Source organism: Flavobacterium sp. UMI-01 (assembly GCF_019656315.1).
Lineage (GTDB): Bacteria > Bacteroidota > Bacteroidia > Flavobacteriales > Flavobacteriaceae > Flavobacterium.
In genome coordinates this window covers 73,487-97,030 of record NZ_BPLU01000007.1, presented here as the reverse complement: position 1 = coordinate 97,030, position 23,544 = coordinate 73,487, and the positions used below count along the sequence as shown (strand labels likewise).

The window sequence follows — 23,544 nt, the reverse complement described above, 5'->3', positions numbered from 1 at the left end:
TATTAATACTTAATAGGTATTTATGGAATTGCGTCATTTGAAATATTTTCTCAAATTAGCTGAGGAACTAAGTTTTGTGCGAGCTGCTGATAAATTATGTATTTCACAACCGCCTTTGAGTCGTCAGATTAAAGAATTAGAAACCGAATTGGGAGCAACGCTTTTTGTTCGAAATAACAAGCGTGTAGCACTCACCGATGCTGGAAAATATTATCAAAATGAGATTCAGGAATTGATTCAAAATCTCGAACGCATCAATACCACAACCCAAAAAATAAGTAACAATCAAAGCGGGGAATTCAGAATCGCTTATGTGAGCTCGACTTTCTCAGGTGCTATTTCTAATTTAATTGAATTCTTATCTACAGAATATCCCTATGTGAATTTTAGATTGTATGAAGTACCTACAATCAAACAAATTGCAGCCTTAGAAGCTGGAAAAATTGATTTGGGCATTATCAGAGCGCCATTACATTCTCCTAAAATTAGTTCGCAATTGTGGTTCAAAGACAGTTTTTCCTTGGTGTACAATACAAACCATTATCACCTAGCAACAGAAACAGATATTCCTAGTTTGAGCGAAAGTACTTTTGTGTTTTTTAACAAAGATTATGCCCCTCAGTACTACGAGAATTTACTTCAAATATGTGCCTTTTATGGCTTTTCGCCAAAAGTGGTTCATGAAACTAACAATGTTTCTTCCATTATACAATTAGTCAAGAATGGATTAGGAGTTTCCATTGTGCCAACATCTGTTTTGAGAAATTATTTGTTTCCTGAATTAGGAAGTTTCGAATTAAAATCAATGCAACTCTTTACCGATATTTTATTGGCATCACCAAAAGAACATCCATCTGAAATTACTCAAAAAGCCATTGCCTTTTTAGAAAAAGAGGTTCCTTATTCATTCGATCAATAACTTTAATAAGAAACCAAAATACCAATCGTAACCTTACGATCTCAAATTCATATTTCTGCTTATTTTTACAAAACACAAGTTCATTGGTGAATTCCTGGCAAACGATTATCATTTCTTAGCCTCATTAAACCAAAACTTTCTGTAATTTGCCTTTTAATAAAAAAGCTATGGAAATCACTTCTTTTACAACACCTTTAGGAATTGCAACAATTATGGGCGATGAAAATGGCGTAAGCAAAATTTCCATCGCAGACGAAGGTGTAGAAAGTGGCGAAATTCCTGTGATTTTACAAGAAGCAGTAACCCAAATTAAAGAGTATTTTGAAGGGAATCGAACCCATTTCAATTTTAAACGCAATCCACAGGGAACTGATTTTCAACAAAAAGTTTGGCAAGCTTTAATCGAAATTCCTTACGGGCAGACTATCAGTTATTTGGATTTATCCAAAAAATTAGGAGATGTCAAAGCCATACGGGCTGTAGCTTCTGCCAACGGTAAAAATCCTTTATGGATTGTAGTGCCTTGCCATAGAGTCATTGGGACAGACGGTTCGCTCACGGGGTATGCTGGTGGTTTGTGGCGAAAAAAATGGTTATTGGAACACGAAAATCCAACCACGCAACAAAGTTTATTTTAATCATCATACAAAATATATTTTCTTTAAATTCGTACAAAACCTTTAACCGTTTTTCATGAATAAACTTAAAAAAATCTTTCTTGTGTTTGTGGGATTCATTGCAATACTACTGCTGTCACTTTATGTTTTGAAACTAGATTATTTAATTAAAGCGGTAAGAATCACTTATCTCAACGGACATTCGACTGCTTTTTTAGAAGATTATAATTATTTTGATAATCGAAAAATCCTCAACAGCGCTAAGGGACAACCTTGGAACTTTGCGCAAAACGGTAACCAAGTAAAAGCTACGCAACGACTCGAAAAACTTCATCACGAAATAGGCACAGTTGCTTTTCTAATCATTAAAAATGACAGTATTTGGCACGAAAGCTATTATGACAATTATACTAAGGATTCTAAGTCTAATTCTTTCTCGATGGCCAAAAGTATTGTGACGGCTTGTTTAGGAAAGGCGATAAAAGACCGAAAAATTAATAGCTTAGACCAAAAAGTAACTGATTTTTTCCCTGAATTCAACAAAGGAAAAACGGCTCAAATGACGGTTGGGGATTTGGCTTCAATGGCTTCAGGATTGAACTGGGATGAATCTTATTACAGTCCTTTTTCAATTACAACCCGAGCTTATTTTGATGAAAATATTAACCAACTTATTTTGGGATTAAAGGGAATTGAAGCTTCTGGAAAAACCTATAAATATCTTAGTGGCAATACACAACTGCTTGCCATGTGCATTGAAAAAGCGACAGAAAAAAGTTTGGCTGATTATGTTACGGAATCTTTCTGGAAACCATTAGGAATGGAAAACGACGCACTTTGGCAAACCGATTCCGAAAACGGCATGGTCAAAGCCTATTGTTGTATTGCTAGTAATGCTAGGGATTTTGCGCGTTTTGGCAAATTGTATTTACAAAACGGAAAATGGAACGGAACACAAATTCTCGACAGTACTTTTGTAGCAAAATCCATAACGCCTAGATTTAACGATTCGCCTCAATACGGTTATGGCTGGTGGCTGAGTGATTTTCAGAACAAAAAAGTGTTTTATATGCGAGGTCATTTAGGACAATATGTAATTGTAGTTCCTGAGGACAAATTAATTATTGTGCGCTTAGGACATCATGATATTAAAAGTACCAAAGGTTCTCCGCACAGTGATGACTTTTTTATTTATTTAGATGAAACCTATAAAATGCTCCAATTAGCTAAAAAATAAACATCATGATTGAAAAGCTAAATTTAAATAACATCTTGTTCCTCGATATTGAAACAGTGCCGGAAACAGCAAATTTTAATACGCTCGACGAGGAAATGCAAGCTTTGTACGAACAAAAAACACAGTACCAACGCAAAGACGATTTCTCTGCAGAAGAATTTTACGACCGTGCGGGAATTTGGGCTGAATTCGGAAAAATTGTTTGTATTTCGGTAGGCTTTTTTGTGATAAAAGGCGATATCCGCAATTTTAGGGTTACTTCTTTTTTTGGCGAAGAAGCCAAGTTGCTAAAAGATTTTAATAACCTGTTGAACAATCATTTCAATGGTTCGCAACATTTAATTTGTGGGCATAATGCCAAAGAATTTGATATTCCGTTCTTGGCTCGGCGCATGATTATCAATCAGATTCCTATTCCAAGTAAGCTGAATTTATTTGGCAAAAAACCTTGGGAAATTCCGCATCTCGATACCTTGGAGTTATGGAAGTTTGGCGATTACAAACATTATACATCTTTAAAATTAATGTGTAAAGTACTCGGAATTCCGTCTCCTAAGGGCGACATCGACGGCAGTCAGGTAGGGCATGTTTTTTATGTTGAAAAAGACATCGATCGCATTGTAACCTATTGCGAAAAAGACACCATTGCCGTGGCACAAATATTTCTGAGATTACGGCAAGAGGAATTGCTAATCGAGGAGGAGATTATTCATGTTTAATTAAGCAACACAGATTCCACAGATTCTCACAGATTTAATTTGTGATAATCTGTGGAATCTGTGTTTAATTTTTGCGGACTTTTTAGGGTTAAATAATTACATTTACAAAAATTATAAATTATGGTATTAAGTAGATTTTGGTTGGCGATTTTCATTTCGTCCATTGTATTTGTTGTTTTTGCTTTGTTTACAGGAAACAATTACACCATTGATTTTGTTTTGAATGGACAAAAAGGTGACCCAATTTTAGTATCTGAAAAATATTTAGACCAAATTCCGGTTTTTGTACGCGATAGCATCGAATTAAAAACAGACAAAACCATGATTGTCAATCGTGATTTGTCTAATCCAGATACGACTTATGTATATTCCAACAAAACCGTAAAAATCTTTAGCGGAGTTCAAAAAGCAGATGGATTATTACCCACTTGTAAATACACTTTAGTCGATTTAGTCTTACCATTGATTGCTTATTTAGCCTTTTTCTGTGGGTTGATGGAGCTTTTAATCATCTCAGGAGCTACAGAAAAACTGGCTGTCGTATTGAGTCCAGTATTCGTAAAAGTATTTCCAAGTATTCCTAAAAACCACCCATCAATTTCTTATATGACGATGAACTTTGCCGCTAATTTTTTAGGGTTAGATTCGGCTGCCACTCCTTTTGGTTTAAAAGCCATGCAAAGTTTACAAGAAATTAATCCCGATAAAGACCAAGCCAGTGACGCGCAAATTATGTTTATGTGCTTGCATGCTTCGGGACTGACATTGATAGCGACGTCTATTATTGGATACCGCGCCGCTGCCAATGCCGCCAATCCCGCCGATGTGATGTTGCCTTGTATCATTACTTCTTTTATCGGTACCATTGCCGCTTTTATTATTGTGGGGCTGAAACAAAAAATCAACTTCAAGAGCGCCTCCTTAGCAGTAGGTTTAATCACTTTGATTGGAGGGATTATTGGGTTGTTGTTGTATGTGAATCATTTGGATTTAATAGGAAAAAGCTATTTCACTTCTAACCTTTCTGCATTGATATTAATTGCCATTATTGCCTATACTCTGATTTTATCAATGGTAAAAGAAAAGAAATTTGCCGATGCCAATACAACCGTTTACGAAACCTTTGTAGTAGGGGCAAATAATGGAGTAAAAACAGGAGTTGTGATTTTTCCTTATGTTTTGGGAATGTTAGTAGCCATTTCTTTATTTAGAAATAGTGGTTTATTCGAAATTATTAGCAATGGGATTGCTTTTGTTTTTTCAAATTTGGGAGTTAGCAAAGAAATAACTGATGCCTTACCCGTAGCCTTATTACGTCCTTTTAGCTCTGCAGGTTCAAGAGGGTTTTTGATTGATTCGATGAACACCTTTGGCGCCGACTCGATGACCGGAAGGTTAAGTAGTATTTTCCAGTGTAGTGCCGAGAGTACCTTCTATGTAATTGCGGTTTATTTTGGCTCTGTTAATATTAAAAACACTCGTTATGCGTTGCCAATCATGCTATGGGTTGATTTAATATGTGTCATTACAGCGATTTTTGTGGCTAGTTGGTTTTTTTAGTCCCATTTCCTTTTCGTAAATAAGAATAATAAATAAATAGTATAAAAAGATGAGTAAATACACCAAATACATTGCCATAGGATTATTGGTTTTGTTTCTATTGACAAGCTTGCTAGGATAGTTTTTTCTAGTGAAAGCGAAAATAAAGAGATTGTTTAAAAAGTAAAAAATCAATGCTTGATTTGCCATGTGCTACGAAAGCAAAACGCTATTCATAGAAAATAGGCAATTTAGTTTCATTATTTGTCGCATGGGTTTGCTCCCATGGGGCGAAATGATAGGATAGTGTACTTTTTAGATAATCTCTTTTTCTTTTCTTATCATTTAACAATTTTTAAGGATTCCTTGAAATAAATCCCCTCTGATTTTTATATGCAATGCTTATCTTTACCGCTCAATAAAAAACAGCAAATCATGGATTTTATATATCAAGACCCGTATCCCATTTTAAAAGACGATACACAATACCGCAAAATCAGTTCGGATTATGTGAAAGTAGAGCAACTAGGCAACAGAGAAATATTGACTGTAGATCCTAAAGGGCTAGAGTTATTGGCACAGGAAGCCATGAAAGACGTTTCTTTTATGTTGCGTACTTCGCATTTGGAAAAACTAAGAGCCATTTTGGATGACCCAGAAGCTACTGATAACGACCGATTTGTGGCTTACAATCTATTGCAGAATGCTGTAGTGGCTATTGATGGGGAGTTGCCTTCTTGTCAAGACACGGGAACGGCTATTGTGATGGCCAAAAAAGGAGAGGATGTTTACACTGGTGTAGATGATGCCGAATGGTTGTCTAAAGGGATTTTTAACACCTACCAAGAGCGCAATTTGCGTTATTCTCAAATCGTGCCAATCAGCATGTTTGAGGAAAAGAACTCGGGTTCCAATCTTCCAGCACAAATTGATATTTATGCCAAAAAAGGAAATTCATACGAGTTTTTGTTTTTAGCAAAAGGAGGAGGTTCGGCTAACAAAACTTATTTGTACCAACAAACCAAATCCTTATTGAATGAAAAATCGATGGATGCTTTCATTCGTGCCAAAATCATGGATTTAGGAACATCCGCTTGTCCGCCCTATCACTTAGCTTTAGTTATTGGAGGAACTTCGGCCGAAGCTAATTTAGCAGCTGTTAAAAAAGCATCTGCGGGTTATTATGACAATTTACCTACTACAGGAAACATGGCTGGTCAAGCTTTCCGTGACTTAGAGTGGGAAAAAAGAGTGCAACAAATTTGCCAAGAAAGTGCTATTGGAGCACAATTTGGAGGAAAATATTTTACGCATGATGTACGTGTGATTCGTTTGCCACGTCACGCCGCTTCGTGTCCAGTAGGACTAGGTGTTTCCTGTTCTGCTGATAGAAATATCAAAGGAAAAATCACCAAAGAGGGGATTTTTGTGGAACAATTAGAAGTAAATCCAAAACGATTATTGCCTGAAACTCCACCACATTTAGAAGAAGCCGTTGAGATTGATTTGAACCAACCTATGGCTGCTATTTTAGCGGAGTTGACTAAGTACCCTATCAAAACACGTTTAAAATTAAACGGGACTTTGATTGTAGCTCGTGATATTGCACACGCTAAGATCAAAGAATTGTTGGATGCCGGAAAACCGATGCCAGACTATTTCAAGAATCACCCAGTATATTATGCAGGACCTGCTAAAACACCAGACGGAATGCCATCAGGAAGTTTTGGACCAACTACTGCGGGACGTATGGACGTCTATGTAGAAGAGTTCCAAAAAAATGGCGGAAGTATGGTGATGCTTGCCAAAGGAAACCGTACCAAAGAGGTAATGAACGCATGTAAAACTTACGGTGGATTCTATTTAGGCTCTATCGGAGGGCCTGCCGCTATTTTAGCGAAAGAAAACATCCTTTCGGTAGAAGTCGTGGATTTTGAAGAATTAGGAATGGAAGCCGTTCGTAAAATCACCATCAAAGATTTTCCAGCGTTTATTATCACCGATGATAAAGGAAATGATTTCTTTGAGAATTTGTAATTGAAGATATTGAGGTGCTAAGACACTGAGATACTAAGTTTATAATTTTTAACCGCAGATTCGCAGATTTTTAATTTGTGAATTTGCGGTTTATTTTTTTGGAGTTATTCCCTGCTATCCGTTACAAGCTTTGCAATTTCAAACCTTTTTTCTAAGCACTGGCAGGAGCTTCCTCTGGTCGCTCTGCCAGTGCAAGAAAAATTGGTTTTCAATTCGCAAAGGCTTTTCACTGCTATCAGGACTAGGCGTTATGGGGGATTAAAAAATAACCAGTTTTTATCAATTCAGTTATGCTTTTGTCTATTTTTTCAAGATACTCCATTGTTTCAAAAATTTGTATTTTTTCTTCTAATATCCCTGTTAAGTCATAAATAGAACCTTTTGTTTTCAGTTGGTTTATAACCGATTCAAATTTTTCAACAGTTAATGAATTTAGTTTGTTAATCCTATATGTTAAATTTTCAGAAAGCGAATTATGTATTTTTATAATTCTTTTAGGTTTATTGATTTGAACAATCATCGGAACATGGTCACTATATTCTAACCATTCGTTTGGTTCACAAAGATGAATATTAAAACCAGTTTTTAAAATTTCTTTTGAAGCAAAGCAATAGTCAATATGATATGGTTTTACAATTTTTCTATGCATGTGGAAAGAGTAATCTTTTTCTTGACCATGTGCAACATTATTTTGTTCGTGATATAGGCTATAAATGTCATTTTCCTTAAAAAAATCCACCACTGCGGTATGATTGTAATTCACATTATGTTTATTATCCCAAATTTGATTACTGTTGAAGTCTCCAATAAATATTGAATTTAGATTTAATAATCGAGCATAATATTGTAATGCTAACCAAACTTGCGTAATATAACCTGTTTCTGGATTTTCAATATTGTCTTTTGCCCAAACTGCAAATAATAGAAAGGAACTTTCATTGTCATAAACTTTAAAAGGAACTATATAACGGAATTTCGGATTAAATTCTTTAAGTAGTTCAAATTTGTAATCACAATATGAAAACACTCCAATACCTTTGTGCCCATAGCCATACCAAAAAAAGTCATTTGGTGTTTTTGTTAATTTTCCAAATTCAAGTTTTGCTTCACTTTCACACTCTGTAACTATTAGAATGTCTGGATTTAATTCTAGAATTTTTTTGTTCTTTTTCCTGAACGCACCTTGGCAATTCCATTCAATTATTCTCATTTCTTAGTATTGATAAAAAATAAATGCTTCCGTGTAAATCCTTTTAATCCGTTAAATCTGTGGCTAAAAAAACAAAGCTTGACTTAATCAATCACCATCTCTGGAATTTCACCTTCAAGAATCAGTTTCGCTTCAGTTGAGGCAATGATGTGTTCAATAGAAACCCCTGGCGCACGTTCTAAGAGTTTAAAACCTTTTGGGGTTACTTCAAGAACGGCGAGTTCTGTAACTATTTTTTTGACACAACCTACACCCGTTAACGGCAAGCTGCATTTTTTGAGGATTTTAGATTCACCTGCTTTGTTGACATGCATCATGGCTACAATAATATTTTCGGCAGAAGAGACCAAATCCATCGCACCCCCCATTCCTTTAACCATTTTACCTGGGATTTTCCAGTTGGCTATATCGCCGTTTTCTGCCACTTCCATCGCGCCTAAAACGGTTAAATCAACGTGTTTTCCACGTATCATTCCAAAACTCATGGCCGAGTCAAAAAAACTGGCTCCTGCCAATGTGGTAATCGTTTGCTTCCCTGCATTGATGATATCCGCATCTTCTTCTCCTTCAAAAGGGAAAGGCCCCATGCCTAGAACCCCGTTTTCGCTTTGTATTTCAATGTTAATTCCTTCAGGAATATAGTTTGCCACAAGCGTCGGAATTCCGATACCTAGGTTCACAAAATAACCGTCTTGGAGTTCTTGCGCGATACGTTTTGCGATTCCGATTTTGTCTAACATATTATAATTTTTTTAAACCATATAAGGCATCTAAGTTTTTCTATTTAGGTTGACTATGTTTTTTAAGTAATATTTTAAGCTCATATAAGTTTACTAACTGAATACTAAAAACTGCCAACTGAACACTTTTTTAACCATATAAGAAATATAAGAGCATTTAAGTTGTTTGAATCTAAAACACTAAAAACAATTTATTTAAATATAAGTTTTTCTCACTTACTGAATACTAAAAACTGCCAACTGAACACTTTTTTAACCATATAAGAAATATAAGAGCATTTAAGTTGTTTGAATCTAAAACACTAAAAACAATTTATTTAAATATAAGTTTTTCCCACTTACTGAAAACTAAAAACTGCCAACTGAACACTTTTTTAATCCTATAAGAAATATAAAATCATTTAAGTTGTTTGAATCTAAAACACTTAAAACAATCTATTAAAATATAAGTTTTTCCCACTTACTGAATACTAAAAACTGCCAACTGAACACTTTTTTAACCATATAAGAAATATAAGAGCATTTAAGTTGTTTGAAACTAAAACACTAAAAACAATCTTTTTAATATAAGTTTTTCCCACTTACTGAATACTAAAAACTGCCAACTGAACACTATTCTCTCATCCTCACTGTAAGTTGTTCAATTCGTTTCTCGTACTTTTCTCCTTGAAAAATTCGCTGTACAAAGATGCCTGGGATGTGAATTTGATTTGGGTCAAGTGTGCCTGCTTCTACCAGTTCTTCGACTTCGGCGATGGTAACCTTGGCTGCACCCGCCATCACAGGATTGAAATTTCGTGCGGTTCCTTTAAAGATGAGGTTGCCTGCTGTGTCGCCTTTCCAAGCTTTTACAATGGCAAAATCAGCTTCAAAAGCCTGTTCTAAGACATACATTTTGCCGTTAAATTCTCGGGTTTCCTTGCCTTGTGCTACTTCGGTTCCATAACCTGCGGGTGTGTAGAAAGCGGGAATTCCTACCTGAGCCGCACGGCAACGCTCTGCCAATGTACCTTGCGGAATGAGTTCGACTTCAAGTTCGCCCGACAGCATCTGGCGTTCAAACTCATGATTTTCGCCTACATAGGACGAAATCATTTTTTTGATTTGCTTTTTTTGCAAAAGCAATCCAAGCCCAAAATCATCCACTCCGGCATTATTAGAGACACAAGTTAATTCTTTGTAACCGCCTTTGGCTAATGCAGCAATAGTGTTTTCGGGAATACCACAGAGTCCAAAACCGCCTAATAAAAGTGTCATGCCGTCATGCATCCCTGAAATAGCTTCTTGTACTGTATTTACTTTCTTGGAAATCATACTTATAATGGGTTTGATTTTATACCTAAAAATAAGGTTTTATTTTCAAATTCAATATGGTATGCTGAAATAAAAATGGGACTCAAAAAGAGGTTGTTATTTGCATAAAAAAAGCCTCCCGAAAAAGGAGGCTAAGAAGTAAGTTTTTAAAATGAAAATTCTTCTGTATTTTGTTGAGTTGCTGTAGAGTCTTTTACTTTTGGAGCGGTATAACAATCTACTTTTATAGATAAGTTTCGTGGACGTTCAAATGGTTCTTTGGAAACTTTCAACTCAGGGTCTTCATAACACAATTTCATGAAATAACCCCAAACAGGTAGGGCAGCAGTAGCTCCTTGTCCGTAAGTGATGCTTTTAAAACGAGCGGAACGGTCTTCGCATCCTACCCACACACCTGTTACTAGATTAGGTACCATACCCATAAACCAACCATCAGATTGGTTTTGCGTAGTTCCTGTTTTACCAGCGATAGGATTTGTAAATTTATAAGGATACCCCGTCCATCGATTGTCGCCACTTCCACCGTACTCTGTTCTTAATCTCGAACCGGAACCTCCTTCAGTTACACCTTCTAATAATTTGATGACTGCAAAGGCGATGTCTTTGTTTAGTACATCATGTGATTCAGGGATGGGTTCGTAAATTACCACACCACTTTTATCTTCAATACGATTTAAAAATTGAGGTTTGTTGTACACTCCTTGATTGGCAAAGGTGCTATAGGCTGCCACCATTTCTTGAACGGTGATATCAACGGCACCTAATGCAATTGAGGGTTGCAAAGGAATTTTTGTTTTTACACCCAATTTATGGGTCAATTCCACTACGGCTTCTGGCCCTACTTTATCCATTAATTTTGCCGAAACGGTATTGATGGAGCTTGCTAGTGCTTTTTTTAGGGTAACCATACCGCGGTACTTGTTGTCAGAATTTCGTGGAGTCCAAGTTTCGGTTACATGATGACGGCCTACAGGAATAGTAAAGGGAGCATCGATGATAGAATCACAAGGAGACATGTTTAATTGTTCGATGGCAGTAGCATAAACGAAAGGTTTGAAAGTAGAACCTACTTGTCTTGCACCTTGTCCTACGTGGTCGTATTGGAAATACTTGTAATTTATACCACCTACCCAAGCTTTGATATTTCCTGTTTGCGGGTCCATAGCCATTAATCCAGCTTGTAAAAAGTGTTTGTAATAACGGATGGAATCTAACGGAGTCATGATGGTGTCTTTTTCTCCTTTCCAGGTAAAAACTTTCATCTTGGTTTTTTCATGAAAAGAAGCTTCGATTTCTTCGTCGCTTTTTTCTAATGATTTTAGTACATACCATCGGTTGGAAGCCTTCATCGCTTGTTTTAAGATGCGATTCGTTTCGGCTTGAGTTATGTTGACAAAAGGAGCATTTTTATTCCCTTTTGATTGAATAAAAAATTCTTCTTGCAAATTAGCCATGTGTTTTTCAACGGCTTCTTCGGCATGTAATTGCATGCGAGAATCGATGGTTGTGTATATTTTTAAACCATCTTTATAAATGTCATAATCTGTTCCGTCTGGTTTTTTATTCTCTTCGACCCATTTTTTCATGTATTCACGAAGGTATTCTCTGAAATAAGTAGCCGATCCTTCACGATGACTTTCTAATTTGAAATTAAGCTTGATGGGTAAGGCTTGTAATTTAAGTTTTTGTGCTTCCGAAATCATGTGTTTTTTAGCCATTTGTGCTAGAACCACATTTCTTCTGTTCTTTACACCTTGAATGTTTTTTTTAGGGTTATAAAGGCTAGAGTTTTTAAACATTCCTACCAGCATTGCTGATTCATCAATGGTTAATTGTTTAGGTGTTTTTGAAAAATAAGTTTGAGCTGCTGAGCTCACACCTACCGCAAAGTTTCCAAAATCATAAACGTTACAATACATTGCTAGAATTTCGTTCTTAGTGTATTGTCTTTCTAGGCGAATGGCAATAATCCACTCTTTGACTTTTTGAACAATTCTAAAAGGGAGAAACTTAGAACCTTCCCCATGAAATAATTGTTTGGCTAATTGTTGTGTCAATGTACTTGCACCTCCACTAGTTCCCAAGCTAAAAATGGCTCTCAGCGTTCCTCTAGCATCAATTCCTGAATGCTCATAAAAACGCTCGTCCTCAGTGGCAACAAGTGCGTTCACTAAGTTTTTGGGTAAGTCGGAATATTTTAATTGGGACCTATTGGTTTGAAAATATTTTCCAATTACAACACCATCTGAGGAGATGATTTCAGTGGCCAAATTGGAATCGGGATTTTCTAAATCTTCAAAAGAAGGCATTGCGCCAAAAATTCCCCAAGAAGCTAGCAGGAAAAAAACGGCGATACCGCCTAGTCCATAAAAGAAAAATTTCCAAAAAGCTTGGGTGTACTTTTTAAAATCGGAATTGCTTGGATTGTTTTTGTTTGTAGCCATAAACGTTACTATCTATTCTTTTTTTTCTATTCGTATTCCAATATCTGTGATGCCTTGTAGTTCTGTAACTCCAGGGACTTTTCCTGATTCTCTTACCGCTTGTTTGATGTTTACGGTATATTTTCCTCTAAATCGAACATCTTCTTTATAAAATAATTTACTCTCTTTAAGATCTGTAAATCCTTCTCCAAGTAAAGTGCCATCAGGAGCTGCCATTTCATATTCTAAGGTGTCCACTTTTGTATAACCATTAGGTTTTTCTAACGTAACAATCAAAAAAAGATTGTTGTAAGGGTAGTTGTTATTGGCTCTTAGATTAATAAAAACATCATATTTTTTTGTAGAATCCAATACGGGCAAATGGAACGATATAATGCTGTCTTTGTGCCATGCACTCCCTATAGACTGGTATTGATCAAACACTCTTCTTTCGTCACAAGAACAAAAAAGAACCGCCATAAGAAGAATGAAAAAACTACTTTTTATTCTCATTTTTGGTAATAATTATAGGTTTTCTAGGTTGTGGATTCGGATTGTTTTCGCCTTTAGGACCGTTTTTTTGATTTGAGTTTCTCTTATTGTTGCTTCTTCCTTTGTTGCCTGCTGGTTTGGGATTGTTTGTTTTGTTCTCGCTAGTTGGTTTTGCTTGTTTTTCAGGATTCGCTTTTTCAGCAGAAACTTTTGGTTTTCTGTTTGGTTTTTTCTTTTTCTTTGGTTGGTCAAAACGCGTTAAACTCTCTTGTCCCATAGCGTTATTGAAATCTTTTTCTCTTTCCTGAACGATTTCAAGTGCATAATCTTCTAGAGCTGATACTTTCTTTTTTTGTTTGTTTTCGGCAATAATTTCTTGAACCTTATCAATTTTCAAAACATGCCAATTGGCAAAATTATTTGTATAGGCAAACCACATCAACCCTTTAAAAATATCTTGTTTTTGACAGACAGCTTCTCCTTTTTCGGTTACTAACTTGGTGTCAAAATCAGGAAAACCTTTTAATGCATCCATGTAGGTGTCTAATTCGTAATTCAAACAACATTTTAATTTTCCACATTGACCAGCTAGTTTTTGTGGATTTAAAGATAATTGTTGGTAACGAGCTGCTGAGGTATTTACACTTCTAAAGTCAGTAAGCCAAGTTGAACAACAAAGTTCTCTACCGCACGAACCGATTCCTCCCAAACGGGCTGCTTCCTGACGGAAACCTACTTGCTTCATTTCGACTCTGGTACTGAATTCCTTTGCAAAATCTTTGATTAAAAGTCTAAAATCTACACGATCATTGGCAGTGTAGTAAAAAGTTGCTTTGGAGCCATCGCCTTGAAATTCAATGTCAGAAATTTTCATTTCCAGTTTGTGCTGAATCGCTAATTCACGTGCACGCACTTTCATGGGCTCTTCTCTATCACGCGCAGCGGACCAAATATCAATGTCTTTTTGAGATGCTTTTCGGTAAATTTTTGGGATATCATTGCTGTTAGGATTGACACCCTTTTTCTTCATTTGGATACGAACTAATTCCCCTGTTAAGGTTACAATTCCAATGTCATGCCCAGGAGAAGCCACAGTGGCTACAATATCTCCTATGCTTAATGTTAATTTTTCGGTATTTCTAAAAAATTCTTTTCTTCCATTTTTAAAACGAACTTCAACACAGTCAAAAGGAGCTTCACCAGTAGGTAAACTCATATTGGAAAGCCAATCAAAGACCGTTAATTTGTTGCAGCTATCGGTGCCGCAAGTCCCATTATTTTTACAACCCTTAGGTGCACCACCATCAGAAGTTGAACAACTTGTACATGCCATAATTTTATATGTAGTGTTGTGATTGACACAACTTAAGTTCTTAAAACGTTGAATCGGTAAAGATAGTATTTTTTAAGTGTAAGTTGCAATTCTAAAAATGAGGGATTCGTCTTAATTTTTAGCTAAAAAAAGGGGCTGCACAAATAATGTCAGCCCCTCATTAAATCTATTTATTAATGTTTTTTTTATTTCTTTATTTTCCGAATTTTAATACACCTTTGTTTGTCGATAAAATATATAAACCTGACGCTAATGAACTTACATTTATTTCTGAACTTATCGTTCCGTTAAGAACGATTTTGCCAGACAAGTCATATATGGAATATTTTCCTTCAACATGATCACCAATTATGATAGTATCAAAAGATGGATTGTAAAAAGAAGACTTTAATTCATTTTTATTAAAGTTTTCAGTAGATAATGTGGTCAGGTTGTTTAGCGTGAATGTTTGTGATGCATATCCAAAAACATTCCCATTAGTCAGATCCGTTTTTACTCCATAGGCAAGTGCTTGAAGTCTTGCTGTAGGGATATTATTAGCTACATCTGGAATTGTAAAACTTATGTCAATAGTTTGTACGTTTGTGCTTGTAGTTACGTTCACCGTTCCTTCAACAGCTCCTGCTATTGTAGCGTAATCATTCAAAACTCTTGCTCTTAACCTTGGATTAGGATAGGTTGCTGTTTCTGCTGGATTGGCCAAAATGTTTTTGTATTCAACGGTCAAAGTGATAACTTCCCCTTCAATAAGATTAGGATGAGCTGCTTTAAAGTCGGCCGCAGTTTGACCATTAATTTTGGTAACAACTATTGAGGATTGCGTTTGCGCATTTACAATTGCTGTAAAACCGAATAATACTAGTAATAAAAGCGTAATTTTTTTCATGATATTTTAGTTATTAAAGTTTATTGATTTAAAAAAACACCTTATTATTCTATACTAATAAGGTGTTTATAGTTTTATTTTATTTCAAAAGGCGGAGTATATCCGTAAATATTATCTTGACTTCCATCTGGTTTAATACCAAGTCCTAATACTTGAATTCGTGCTGTCTTAATCTCTTCGCTAACATTTGGAACTACTAATGGAATATCAATAGTTTGGGTTTCTGAAGATGTGCTAACTTGTTTAAATGCCTCTGTCGAACCATCAATTAATGCAAAATCATTTAAAATTCTTGCTCTTACACGGGTGTCTTTTCGATCTTTAAGGATGTTAGAAAAACTAACTGTCAGCATTAATGTTTCACCTTGTTTAAGTACTGGGTGTGTTTTTTTAAATTCACCTGGAATCATGTTGTTGATTTTTACAATCTTTAAAGTTGACGTTTGTGCTGTTGCTACTGCTGTTGCAAATAAGACTGTAAGCATTAAAATAACTTTTTTCATAATTTTTTTGTTTGTTGTTAATTAATAAATAGATTTCATGATTTTTGTTTACTAAAATTTGTTCAGATAAGAAACTAGTTTCAAATATAAACAAAATTAATTGAAAATTTAATTTTTAATATTTTTTTTCTAGTTAAGAAGTTTATTTGTCTATAATTAATCTTGTCTGAAAATTTTTTATCAGAATTTTTTTTAGTATCAGATGTAGTTAAATGTTTGTCAAAGACTTAAATATCAAAGGATGAATTAGGAGTTTTTACTTTTTTAACAATTGTAAAATGTTTGAGTTATAACAATTACAAAACCTGATGGTAGTAGACATTATTAACAATGTCTGTTATAATAAAGTATGTTTTAATGTTTGATTGTGAGTTAGACTAAGTATTACTATACTAGAATTGATTGTTTGTCTTAATACTTAAACAAGGAATATTTTTTTATTCATTCTTAAAAACTACGGCAGAGATAGTTAATTCTTAATTTAAAGTAAATTACATTACTATTGAAGTAGCTAACATTAGTTTTAATTCCATATATGATATTAGGTTTCTTTACAACAAAAAAAAAGCTATCCATACTTTTTGGATAGCCTCATGATAAGATATAATTTAAAACTGAAAAGGGTTATTCTTTGATTATTTTGGCGGTACCAATATCAGTTACTAGAATATAAGTTCCAGAAGCCAAATCTGAAACATTTAATGTTCCTGTTGCAGGCACCTCTTTTAAAACGGCTCCAGTCAAGCTTAATACTTTATATGTTTTAGTTTCTACATCACTTCCAATGGTGATTACATCTTTTACAGGGTTTGGATAGAATGATGTTAGTTTTAGTTTGCTGAAATCTGCCGTTCCGAGTGTACTTATTTCTGCGGCGCTTCTTAATTTTACGATTTGAGAATCACTGGCATTAGTTCCGCCGTAGACAGGCATAGAGGTATCGCCTCCTTTATAGTATGCTAAATAAAACAACATTCTATAAGTTAAACCTGGTGAAGCCGAACTCAAAGCTGCTCCAGAAGGTATTTTGTAAGTAAAAGTATGCGTGTAAGTTCCTGCGTTTAGCGTTCCAGCAGCTGGATAAATTGTACCAGAACCATCACCCGTAGCCACATTAGTCCAAGTAACAGGTGCTAATGGATCCGTAACTACATTTGGAGTACTTTGCAACGCCATTAATACAAAAAAACGAGTGTTTGGATTCCCTGCAGTACTTCCAAGCGAATAAGTCTGAGTTATTGTGTAAGTTTGACCTGGTGTAAAGGTAAGGTTTGTTTCTACTCCCAGTTTATACGAATCTTTGTTTGTCCAGCTAAATGTTGGAGCTACGTCTTGTGCAAAAGTTATTGCACTTACAAGTAAAAATAATAAAGTAATTTTTTTCATAATTTTTTTGTTTTTCTGTTAATAATTGAATCAAAAATATCTAAAACGTTCTGATAATTAAGTTTTTAGGACTAGATAGAAACTAGATGAAATCATCAAAAGTGTTATCTTTTTCAATAATCTTTAGATTCTATCTTCGTAATATTATTTTTACTGTAAATGAGCTATTATTCAGGCTTATAAACTCTAATCCAATCGATACGCATAGTAGAACGTAAATCGCTAAGTACAGAGGGATCTGTTAGGAAATTAATACCACTATTTGACTCTCTCCATGGTTGAGCTGCAGCACTTATAATCATATGCATTGGTTTGGTTAAACCGTTGCCGTTAGTATAATTTTTAGGATCTATTTCTGCTTTTGGAGTTTTACGCACTAGTTTTTTATCAATATAATAAGATAATGTCCATGGGTCTTCCCATAACACTCCATAATCATGGAAGTCGTCTGCCCAGAATGTTTTTGTATCAGTGTACCAAGTAGCTTCTCCTTCGGGTTGGTAGTCTTGGAAGGGATTACGAATAAATACATGATGACTCAGGTGTAGCCTTTTTGAGAAATAGTTGTTTGTTTTGTCTCCAAAAGCCTCAAGATTATCAATCTCTTCGGTTGAATCGTCACTTAGCATCCATACAGCTGAAGCTAAAACGGATTCACTAATCTTTACTCGTACTTCCATATAAAGTGGATACACACCCTTAGCTTTAGTAGATATACACCCTGTTTGAATAGTATTGCCAACCACTTTGGCTTTATAAATTAATTGCCCATTTGTAATGGTAGATTGTTCCGATGTATAACGTGTTTTTCCTGGTCCAGTCCAACCATTGAAAAATTGATCATGCCAATTATTTTTGAATTCTATTGCAACTTTACCTTCTGGATAGTTAAATTCACTGGAAAGATTGGGTTGCAATTTCCAAGTTTTTCCAGTTCCAGCACTTGGTAAATATGCCAGAGGCACTTCTTTTGGAGAATCGGTTAAAATAGGAGGTATGGGTGTTTCGCCAGCATTGTCATTACTGCTACACGCTATTAAAATAAGTAATGCTAGAAACGCACTTATATGGTTGCTTCTCATTTTTATGCCTATTTATTTTTTTGAAAATTTTACCGTATCTATTTTTTTATTCCCTTTCAAGAGTCGAAGGGTGTAAATTCCTTTTGAAAGTTTGCTGACATTTATTTTACCATAACTATCTACCGTTGATTCATGGACTAATTGTCCAGAAATACTATAAATCATTGCTGTTGCATTGAGAATGTTTTCTGATGAAGATTGTATCAAAATTTCCTCATTCACAGGATTTGGATATACTGTAATTTTTTTATCATCTTGGAACGTATTCGATGCTACGGATAAAATGTTTTTACTAAAATTATACACTTGTAAAGCTACAGAACTGATGTGTCCACCAGAATCAGGTAATTGAACCGAAATTTGATTATTAGTCGTTAACAAGCTATAAGGAACAGGAATTTCTAACACTCCAAAGAAACGTTCTCTTTGCGCTTGATTGTAACCTCGAAAATTTGTAGGAACTGTAATACTAGTGTTATTAACTTTTACGATAGGACTTAATGATTGTCCATGGTCTCTCCCTAAACCAATTCTTAAAACCGCATCACCATAAGTGTTTTTTTGAATATTATTAACCTGAAAAATTATAGGTTGATTCGCTACAATAGGCTGTAAATAAGTAGTAGCAAAATATTTTGTTTCATCAGCGGTTTCGTTAATCGCAATTGCATTTGCAAAAGTATATTCTAAAACAATAGTAGATTCTGCTCCTAATGTTACTGAAGTTAGCGGAAGCGAAACCAAGCTTTCTTCCAATGTAGCATTGTTATTAATTACTGTCAAATGCTTCTTATTAATACTAGTGATGGTAATATTATTAGATTCAAAGAGATTCAAATTTATAGTTGTGGGTTGGAAGTTTAAATTATTCAAAATCACATACCCTTTATTTCCATCGATGTAGGCATTGGTCAAAACATCTAAATTATCTGGCTTAATATAAACTCTAGTTCCTTTTACATTTTTCCATAAATCATAAAATTTAACCAAATCAGTATAAGTCCATTGTCCAGTATAACTCGCAGGTTCATTTGTTTTTCGCATTAAACGGTGTGAATATGGAACACCCGTTGTAGCGTTAAATCCCCATTCGGCCTTTGTGATCACAAAAGGAATTGCAATATCAATTGTATTTGGTCTTTCCAGAAAAGACATTAATTGTGAATTCATGCCTTTAAGAATTAACCAATCTCTATAAGAACTCCATTGACTGTTGTTATAATCATGGGTTTGTGCACCATATTCTGAAATCACATAAGGTTTTGTTTTATTAAATTTCATCATGCTGTATTGATCCATCATATCAAAAGTTGCCTCGATATTGCTACCGGAACGCAATTGTTTTTTTCCACCATTAATAGAAGGAAAATCATAAAGATGAATGGACCAAAAATCCATATTGGCTCCCGCAACATCCATAAACATTTTGTCACGGTTTATCCATCTTTGAAAATTCCCTACTTCAAATTCAGGAAAAGCATTAGTATAACCTCCAATTCGTATATTCGGAATTTGAGCTCTAATAGCTGCGGCCACATCATTATGAAAAACAGCAATTTCATTAATGGATTTTGTGTATTCTTTCAATCCTCCTAAAAGATCGTAATCAGGCTCATTGATTACTTCGACAAAAGAGGGTAGTTTTTGTCCATTTCCACCATGAAAAGCAGTAATATAACGCCCCATATATTCACCTGTAGCAGTTGCATTGGCTAATTTCCAACCTTTCCCTGTTGCTTTTTGTTCCGCTCCTGTCCAAAAAGGATGCAATTGTGCGCAAATAATCCAGTTTTTTCTACTCTCATATGGATGAAGACCGGTGTTTGCGGCAAAGCTATTTTTTGAAGCTGTTCCTTTGGAATTAATATCCGCGGGGTCTGCAAAACCGGGTCTTGTTGGGTCTTCTTTTACTTGATTTAAATTATAAGTGATGCCACCAGTATCTCTTCCTAAATAGACATCCCTACCATTTAAAAAATCATTTTTTAAATCGGGTAGAACATTATCTCCATTCCATTCTCCTTCAGATTGATTAGCGTGTGTAGTAATAAATTTCCAACGTTCAAAAGTAGATATACCTCCAACACTATGTTTCACATTTAAATCTAATTTTACATTTACTTGAGCGTAAAAATTAAAGGTAACGGATAAAAAGAGGAGTACTCTGAGTGGTTTTTGATTAATAGTTTTCATAATGCAATTTGTAAACTTATCAAGTTGGTTGTTTATGTTTTATCTGTAAAAATAAGCTAGGAAATACATTGGACAATAAAACAAGACTAGATATTAACTAGACAATTTCATGTAAAACAAAAAACTTCTAGTACAAATGGTTTGTACTAGAAGTTTAATTAATTGAATGATTAAATTTAGTGTTTTAAAATCTTGTATAACTTATCAGACAAACGAACTCTAAACGGAATTTCAAAAGTGATTTTGTCTCCTGTTTTGGCTTGATTTCCTTCTGTGCCATTGACAAACATTTTTTCTAAAACCAATTCTTTATTTCCAGTGGTGGGTCCTGAGATAAGGATTTTGTCACCAATGTTGATTTCTTTATTCTCAATACTAAAAAGACCTACTTGTGCTTTTACATAATAATGTTCTGCTTTGCCCACTAAGGTTTTTTTAGTTTTAATTTTTTGTCGAATATCCGTTTTTAGTGCAGTTGCTAAGGCAGAATTTGGGAGCGCTCCAGAATGTTTGAATTTTAGACTTTCGGATTTTCCTTTACGAAAAACTTTGTTACCTACTTGTTTTCCAGTTCGTAGTTTAACTTGTTCTACTAGGGGTAATTGCGTAATTTCAAGACACTCAGTGGAACAACAATTGTCCATAGCGGCTTTGCATTCATCACATTGGATAAATAAAAGATGGCAGCCGTCATTGGCACAGTTCGTATGGTTATCACAAGGTTTGCCACATTGATGGCACTGTGCAATAATGTCGTCCGTAATTCTCTCGCCTAGACGATTGTCAAATACAAAGTTTTTACCAATGAACTTACTTTCTAAACCTTCTTCTTTAATTTGTTTAGCATAATTGATGATACCACCTTCTAATTGGTAAACGTTTTTAAACCCTTGATGTTTGTAATAGGCCGAGGCTTTTTCACAACGAATACCACCGGTGCAATACATTACCAATTTTTTGGTCTCTTTAAAGTCTTTTAATTGTTCATTGATTATTGGTAAACTTTCTCTAAATGTTTCTACATCAGGTGTTATGGCATTTTTAAAATGACCTACTTCACTCTCATAATGATTTCTAAAATCGACTACAATGGTGTCGGGGTCTTCTAAAATTTCATTGAATTCTTTAGCTTTTAAGTGAATTCCTTTGTTGGTTACATCAAAAGTTTCGTCATTAAGACCGTCAGCAACAATTTTATGACGAACTTTTATAGTCAATTTTAAAAAGGAGTGGTCGTCATGTTCTACTGCGACATTTAAGCGAATGCCTCTCATGAAATCATAAGGTTCTAAAGAAGCTCTAAAAGCTTCAAAGTTTTCGGCAGGAACACTCATTTGAGCATTTATTCCTTCATGAGCTACATAAATTCGACCCAAGGCTTCCAGTTGGTCCCAAGCTAGAAATAAGTCGTCGCGAAATTTTTTTGGATCTTCGATTTTGGCATACGCATAGAAAGACAACGTAAGGCGTTGTTTGCCTGCTTGATCAATCAATTCGGCTCTTTCTTCTGCGCTTAAGGTGTTGTACAGTTGCATGCTATAAACGTTTAAGTGAGAAAATATTTTGTATTGGCTTTACCTGCTTGAGGTTAGCTTTGAATTCTAATTGGAAGAATTCGTTTGCAAATGTAAAATTTTAACGCAAGACGACCAAGTTTTCCTTTGAAACTTATTTGGAACAAAAAAATAACCGCAGCTTCAAGATTAAAAAAAATCATGAAACTGCGGTTGTAATAATAAGTAATTTAATCCTTAGGTTGTTTTGTTAATTAACAAAACTCATTATAAGCGTCTTGTAAATTCTCTGCAATCATTTCAGCCGGACGACCTTCTATATGATGGCGCTCAAGCATGTGTACTAATTCACCATTTTTGAACAAAGCCATTGAAGGCGATGATGGAGGGAATGGGAACATGTGCTGACGAGCAGCATCAACAGCTTCTTTGTCAACTCCAGCAAATACGGTGATTAAATGGTCAGGCTTTTTTGCACCTTCCAAACTCATTTTGGCACCTGGACGTGCATTTCTTGCAGCACAACCACATACAGAGTTTACAACTACTAGAGTCGTTCCTTCGGCTTTGATCGCATCGTTTACCTCGGATGCGCTATGTAAATCTTGAAAACCTGCTGCTGTTAATTCAGCTTGCATTGGTTTTACCATTTCTTCTGGATACATATTAATTTATTTTAAAGTATTAATTGTTTTGATTATGCAAAGTTACGAAGTTTAAAAATAACTCTAAGACTTGTCATATAAAGTTTTGTTATAGTTTAATAGGTAGCTATTTTGTAAAATTACTCTTTTACATGGAATTGGGTTTCTTGTGTCAAATAACATGGCTTTTGTGACATTTTTTGGAGTTGATGGCCTTCTAATGCCGAATTTTGATTGTTATTTTTTTTTTGATTTAATTCTAAATAGTAAATACCATGACAGCAGATGTACACAATTACCAGCTCTATACCTTAGATAAAAACCATAAAATGGTCTTGGATGTTTTTAATCGTGGTCGCTTTAGTTTTATGCCTCATTTAGTTTTAAAAGATGATTTTAATGGACATCAATGGCGTATCGTAAAAGGGAGTTCAGCAGCTCATTTTAAATTGAGCACAATGGTTTTGGGAATCGAAATGTGGCTGGATGTTATTGAGGAAGGCATATTCAAAGGGTTGTTAATTGTACAACCTAAAGATAAATTTTCAAATAGAGATTGGATAGTAGAGGAAAATATACGGTTAAAAGGACAGTTCAAAATTAGTACGGTAGTAGGTAGAGAATCAAAATTTGTAGATATTTATCAGGGTGGTGATTTTAATAACATGCCTTATCTTACTAATGAATCTAACTATTCAGGTCGATTTTGGACGGTTGAAAAAACAAATGAAGAACTTTTGGAATCGAGTTTTTAAT

The 23,544-nt window shown here is 34.9% G+C and carries 20 protein-coding genes; 7 read left to right on the top strand and 13 right to left on the bottom strand.

Annotation, left to right across the window (positions count from 1 at the left end):
* Positions 1 to 22 precede the first annotated feature (22 nt).
* The 6 genes from K5R64_RS03700 to K5R64_RS03675 all read left to right on the top strand — a co-directional run bounded on the left by K5R64_RS03700 (position 23) and on the right by K5R64_RS03675 (position 7,068).
* On the top strand, positions 23 to 919 hold the full coding sequence (locus tag K5R64_RS03700; RefSeq protein WP_220761019.1) for a LysR family transcriptional regulator: 897 nt from the start codon (positions 23 to 25) through the stop codon (positions 917 to 919).
* 167 nt (positions 920 to 1,086) lie between these two features.
* Positions 1,087 to 1,557, top strand: coding sequence for a methylated-DNA--[protein]-cysteine S-methyltransferase (locus K5R64_RS03695; protein ID WP_220761017.1), 471 nt, complete (start codon positions 1,087 to 1,089; stop codon positions 1,555 to 1,557).
* A 55-nt stretch (positions 1,558 to 1,612) separates the two neighbouring features.
* The gene (locus K5R64_RS03690; protein ID WP_220761015.1) at positions 1,613 to 2,773 is read left to right on the top strand and encodes a serine hydrolase; all 1,161 of its coding nucleotides are present in this window, start codon (positions 1,613 to 1,615) and stop codon (positions 2,771 to 2,773) included.
* A 5-nt stretch (positions 2,774 to 2,778) separates the two neighbouring features.
* A complete protein-coding gene (locus K5R64_RS03685) occupies positions 2,779 to 3,492 on the top strand; it encodes a 3'-5' exonuclease (RefSeq protein WP_220761013.1) in 714 nt (237 codons plus the stop codon).
* Positions 3,493 to 3,612: 120 nt separating this feature from the next.
* Entirely contained in the window at positions 3,613 to 5,052 is a 1,440-nt protein-coding gene (locus K5R64_RS03680) for a nucleoside recognition domain-containing protein (RefSeq protein ID WP_220761012.1), read from the top strand.
* A gap of 414 nt (positions 5,053 to 5,466) precedes the next feature.
* The gene (locus K5R64_RS03675) at positions 5,467 to 7,068 is read left to right on the top strand and encodes a fumarate hydratase (RefSeq protein WP_220761010.1); all 1,602 of its coding nucleotides are present in this window, start codon (positions 5,467 to 5,469) and stop codon (positions 7,066 to 7,068) included.
* Positions 7,069 to 7,309: 241 nt separating this feature from the next.
* On the opposite strand, the gene K5R64_RS03670 is transcribed toward K5R64_RS03675, so the two are convergent.
* The 13 genes from K5R64_RS03670 to K5R64_RS03610 form a co-directional block, all read right to left on the bottom strand.
* Positions 7,310 to 8,278 (bottom strand): endonuclease/exonuclease/phosphatase family protein, encoded by a 969-nt coding sequence (locus K5R64_RS03670; protein ID WP_220761008.1) that lies wholly within the window; start codon positions 8,276 to 8,278, stop codon positions 7,310 to 7,312.
* A gap of 83 nt (positions 8,279 to 8,361) precedes the next feature.
* A complete protein-coding gene (locus tag K5R64_RS03665; RefSeq protein ID WP_220761006.1) occupies positions 8,362 to 9,018 on the bottom strand; it encodes a CoA transferase subunit B in 657 nt (218 codons plus the stop codon).
* Positions 9,019 to 9,630: 612 nt separating this feature from the next.
* On the bottom strand, positions 9,631 to 10,332 hold the full coding sequence (locus K5R64_RS03660) for a CoA transferase subunit A (protein ID WP_220761004.1): 702 nt from the start codon (positions 10,330 to 10,332) through the stop codon (positions 9,631 to 9,633).
* Positions 10,333 to 10,478: 146 nt separating this feature from the next.
* Positions 10,479 to 12,776, bottom strand: coding sequence for a penicillin-binding protein 1A (locus tag K5R64_RS03655; RefSeq protein ID WP_220761002.1), 2,298 nt, complete (start codon positions 12,774 to 12,776; stop codon positions 10,479 to 10,481).
* A 12-nt stretch (positions 12,777 to 12,788) separates the two neighbouring features.
* Positions 12,789 to 13,268: a gliding motility lipoprotein GldH gene (locus tag K5R64_RS03650; RefSeq protein ID WP_220761000.1), complete on the bottom strand. Its 480-nt coding sequence runs from the start codon at positions 13,266 to 13,268 to the stop codon at positions 12,789 to 12,791.
* The gene (locus K5R64_RS03645) at positions 13,252 to 14,580 is read right to left on the bottom strand and encodes a regulatory iron-sulfur-containing complex subunit RicT (RefSeq protein ID WP_220760997.1); all 1,329 of its coding nucleotides are present in this window, start codon (positions 14,578 to 14,580) and stop codon (positions 13,252 to 13,254) included. The genes K5R64_RS03650 and K5R64_RS03645 overlap by 17 nt, the downstream gene beginning before the upstream one ends.
* 193 nt (positions 14,581 to 14,773) lie before the next feature.
* Positions 14,774 to 15,466, bottom strand: a complete 693-nt coding sequence (locus tag K5R64_RS03640; protein ID WP_220760995.1) for a T9SS type A sorting domain-containing protein — start codon at positions 15,464 to 15,466, stop codon at positions 14,774 to 14,776.
* A 74-nt stretch (positions 15,467 to 15,540) separates the two neighbouring features.
* A complete protein-coding gene (locus tag K5R64_RS03635) occupies positions 15,541 to 15,969 on the bottom strand; it encodes a hypothetical protein (protein ID WP_220760993.1) in 429 nt (142 codons plus the stop codon).
* Positions 15,970 to 16,593: 624 nt separating this feature from the next.
* On the bottom strand, positions 16,594 to 17,355 hold the full coding sequence (locus K5R64_RS03630) for a T9SS type A sorting domain-containing protein (protein WP_220760991.1): 762 nt from the start codon (positions 17,353 to 17,355) through the stop codon (positions 16,594 to 16,596).
* A gap of 167 nt (positions 17,356 to 17,522) precedes the next feature.
* Complete coding sequence (locus tag K5R64_RS03625; RefSeq protein ID WP_220760989.1) at positions 17,523 to 18,437, bottom strand: family 16 glycosylhydrolase; 915 nt, start codon at positions 18,435 to 18,437, stop codon at positions 17,523 to 17,525.
* Positions 18,438 to 18,449: 12 nt separating this feature from the next.
* Positions 18,450 to 20,630, bottom strand: a complete 2,181-nt coding sequence (locus tag K5R64_RS03620; RefSeq protein ID WP_220760986.1) for a T9SS type A sorting domain-containing protein — start codon at positions 20,628 to 20,630, stop codon at positions 18,450 to 18,452.
* 176 nt (positions 20,631 to 20,806) lie between these two features.
* Positions 20,807 to 22,165 carry a rhodanese-related sulfurtransferase gene (locus K5R64_RS03615; RefSeq protein WP_220760984.1) on the bottom strand — a complete coding sequence of 453 codons (1,359 nt, stop codon included), beginning with the start codon at positions 22,163 to 22,165 and terminating at the stop codon, positions 20,807 to 20,809.
* A 233-nt stretch (positions 22,166 to 22,398) separates the two neighbouring features.
* On the bottom strand, positions 22,399 to 22,809 hold the full coding sequence (locus K5R64_RS03610; protein WP_220760982.1) for a BrxA/BrxB family bacilliredoxin: 411 nt from the start codon (positions 22,807 to 22,809) through the stop codon (positions 22,399 to 22,401).
* Between the two features lie 254 nt (positions 22,810 to 23,063).
* Here K5R64_RS03610 and K5R64_RS03605 point away from each other — a divergent pair, with 254 nt between their 5' ends.
* Positions 23,064 to 23,543: a hypothetical protein gene (locus tag K5R64_RS03605; RefSeq protein ID WP_220760980.1), complete on the top strand. Its 480-nt coding sequence runs from the start codon at positions 23,064 to 23,066 to the stop codon at positions 23,541 to 23,543.
* The last annotated feature ends 1 nt before the right edge of the window (position 23,544 follow it).

Bases quoted from the DNA above. Each gene is read 5' to 3' on its own strand.
- K5R64_RS03675 (WP_220761010.1), top strand. From the start codon at position 5,467: ATGGATTTTATATATCAAGACCCGTATCCCATTTTAAAAGACGATACA.
- K5R64_RS03630 (WP_220760991.1), bottom strand. From the start codon at position 17,355: ATGAAAAAAATTACTTTATTATTTTTACTTGTAAGTGCAATAACTTTT.
- K5R64_RS03700 (WP_220761019.1), top strand. From the start codon at position 23: ATGGAATTGCGTCATTTGAAATATTTTCTCAAATTAGCTGAGGAACTA.
- K5R64_RS03610 (WP_220760982.1), bottom strand. From the start codon at position 22,809: ATGTATCCAGAAGAAATGGTAAAACCAATGCAAGCTGAATTAACAGCA.
- K5R64_RS03670 (WP_220761008.1), bottom strand. From the start codon at position 8,278: ATGAGAATAATTGAATGGAATTGCCAAGGTGCGTTCAGGAAAAAGAAC.
- K5R64_RS03690 (WP_220761015.1), top strand. From the start codon at position 1,613: ATGAATAAACTTAAAAAAATCTTTCTTGTGTTTGTGGGATTCATTGCA.
- K5R64_RS03615 (WP_220760984.1), bottom strand. From the start codon at position 22,165: ATGCAACTGTACAACACCTTAAGCGCAGAAGAAAGAGCCGAATTGATT.
- K5R64_RS03695 (WP_220761017.1), top strand. From the start codon at position 1,087: ATGGAAATCACTTCTTTTACAACACCTTTAGGAATTGCAACAATTATG.
- K5R64_RS03650 (WP_220761000.1), bottom strand. From the start codon at position 13,268: ATGAGAATAAAAAGTAGTTTTTTCATTCTTCTTATGGCGGTTCTTTTT.
- K5R64_RS03645 (WP_220760997.1), bottom strand. From the start codon at position 14,580: ATGGCATGTACAAGTTGTTCAACTTCTGATGGTGGTGCACCTAAGGGT.
- K5R64_RS03655 (WP_220761002.1), bottom strand. From the start codon at position 12,776: ATGGCTACAAACAAAAACAATCCAAGCAATTCCGATTTTAAAAAGTAC.
- K5R64_RS03620 (WP_220760986.1), bottom strand. From the start codon at position 20,630: ATGAAAACTATTAATCAAAAACCACTCAGAGTACTCCTCTTTTTATCC.
- K5R64_RS03665 (WP_220761006.1), bottom strand. From the start codon at position 9,018: ATGTTAGACAAAATCGGAATCGCAAAACGTATCGCGCAAGAACTCCAA.
- K5R64_RS03625 (WP_220760989.1), bottom strand. From the start codon at position 18,437: ATGAGAAGCAACCATATAAGTGCGTTTCTAGCATTACTTATTTTAATA.
- K5R64_RS03685 (WP_220761013.1), top strand. From the start codon at position 2,779: ATGATTGAAAAGCTAAATTTAAATAACATCTTGTTCCTCGATATTGAA.
- K5R64_RS03660 (WP_220761004.1), bottom strand. From the start codon at position 10,332: ATGATTTCCAAGAAAGTAAATACAGTACAAGAAGCTATTTCAGGGATG.
- K5R64_RS03605 (WP_220760980.1), top strand. From the start codon at position 23,064: ATGACAGCAGATGTACACAATTACCAGCTCTATACCTTAGATAAAAAC.
- K5R64_RS03635 (WP_220760993.1), bottom strand. From the start codon at position 15,969: ATGAAAAAAGTTATTTTAATGCTTACAGTCTTATTTGCAACAGCAGTA.
- K5R64_RS03680 (WP_220761012.1), top strand. From the start codon at position 3,613: ATGGTATTAAGTAGATTTTGGTTGGCGATTTTCATTTCGTCCATTGTA.
- K5R64_RS03640 (WP_220760995.1), bottom strand. From the start codon at position 15,466: ATGAAAAAAATTACGCTTTTATTACTAGTATTATTCGGTTTTACAGCA.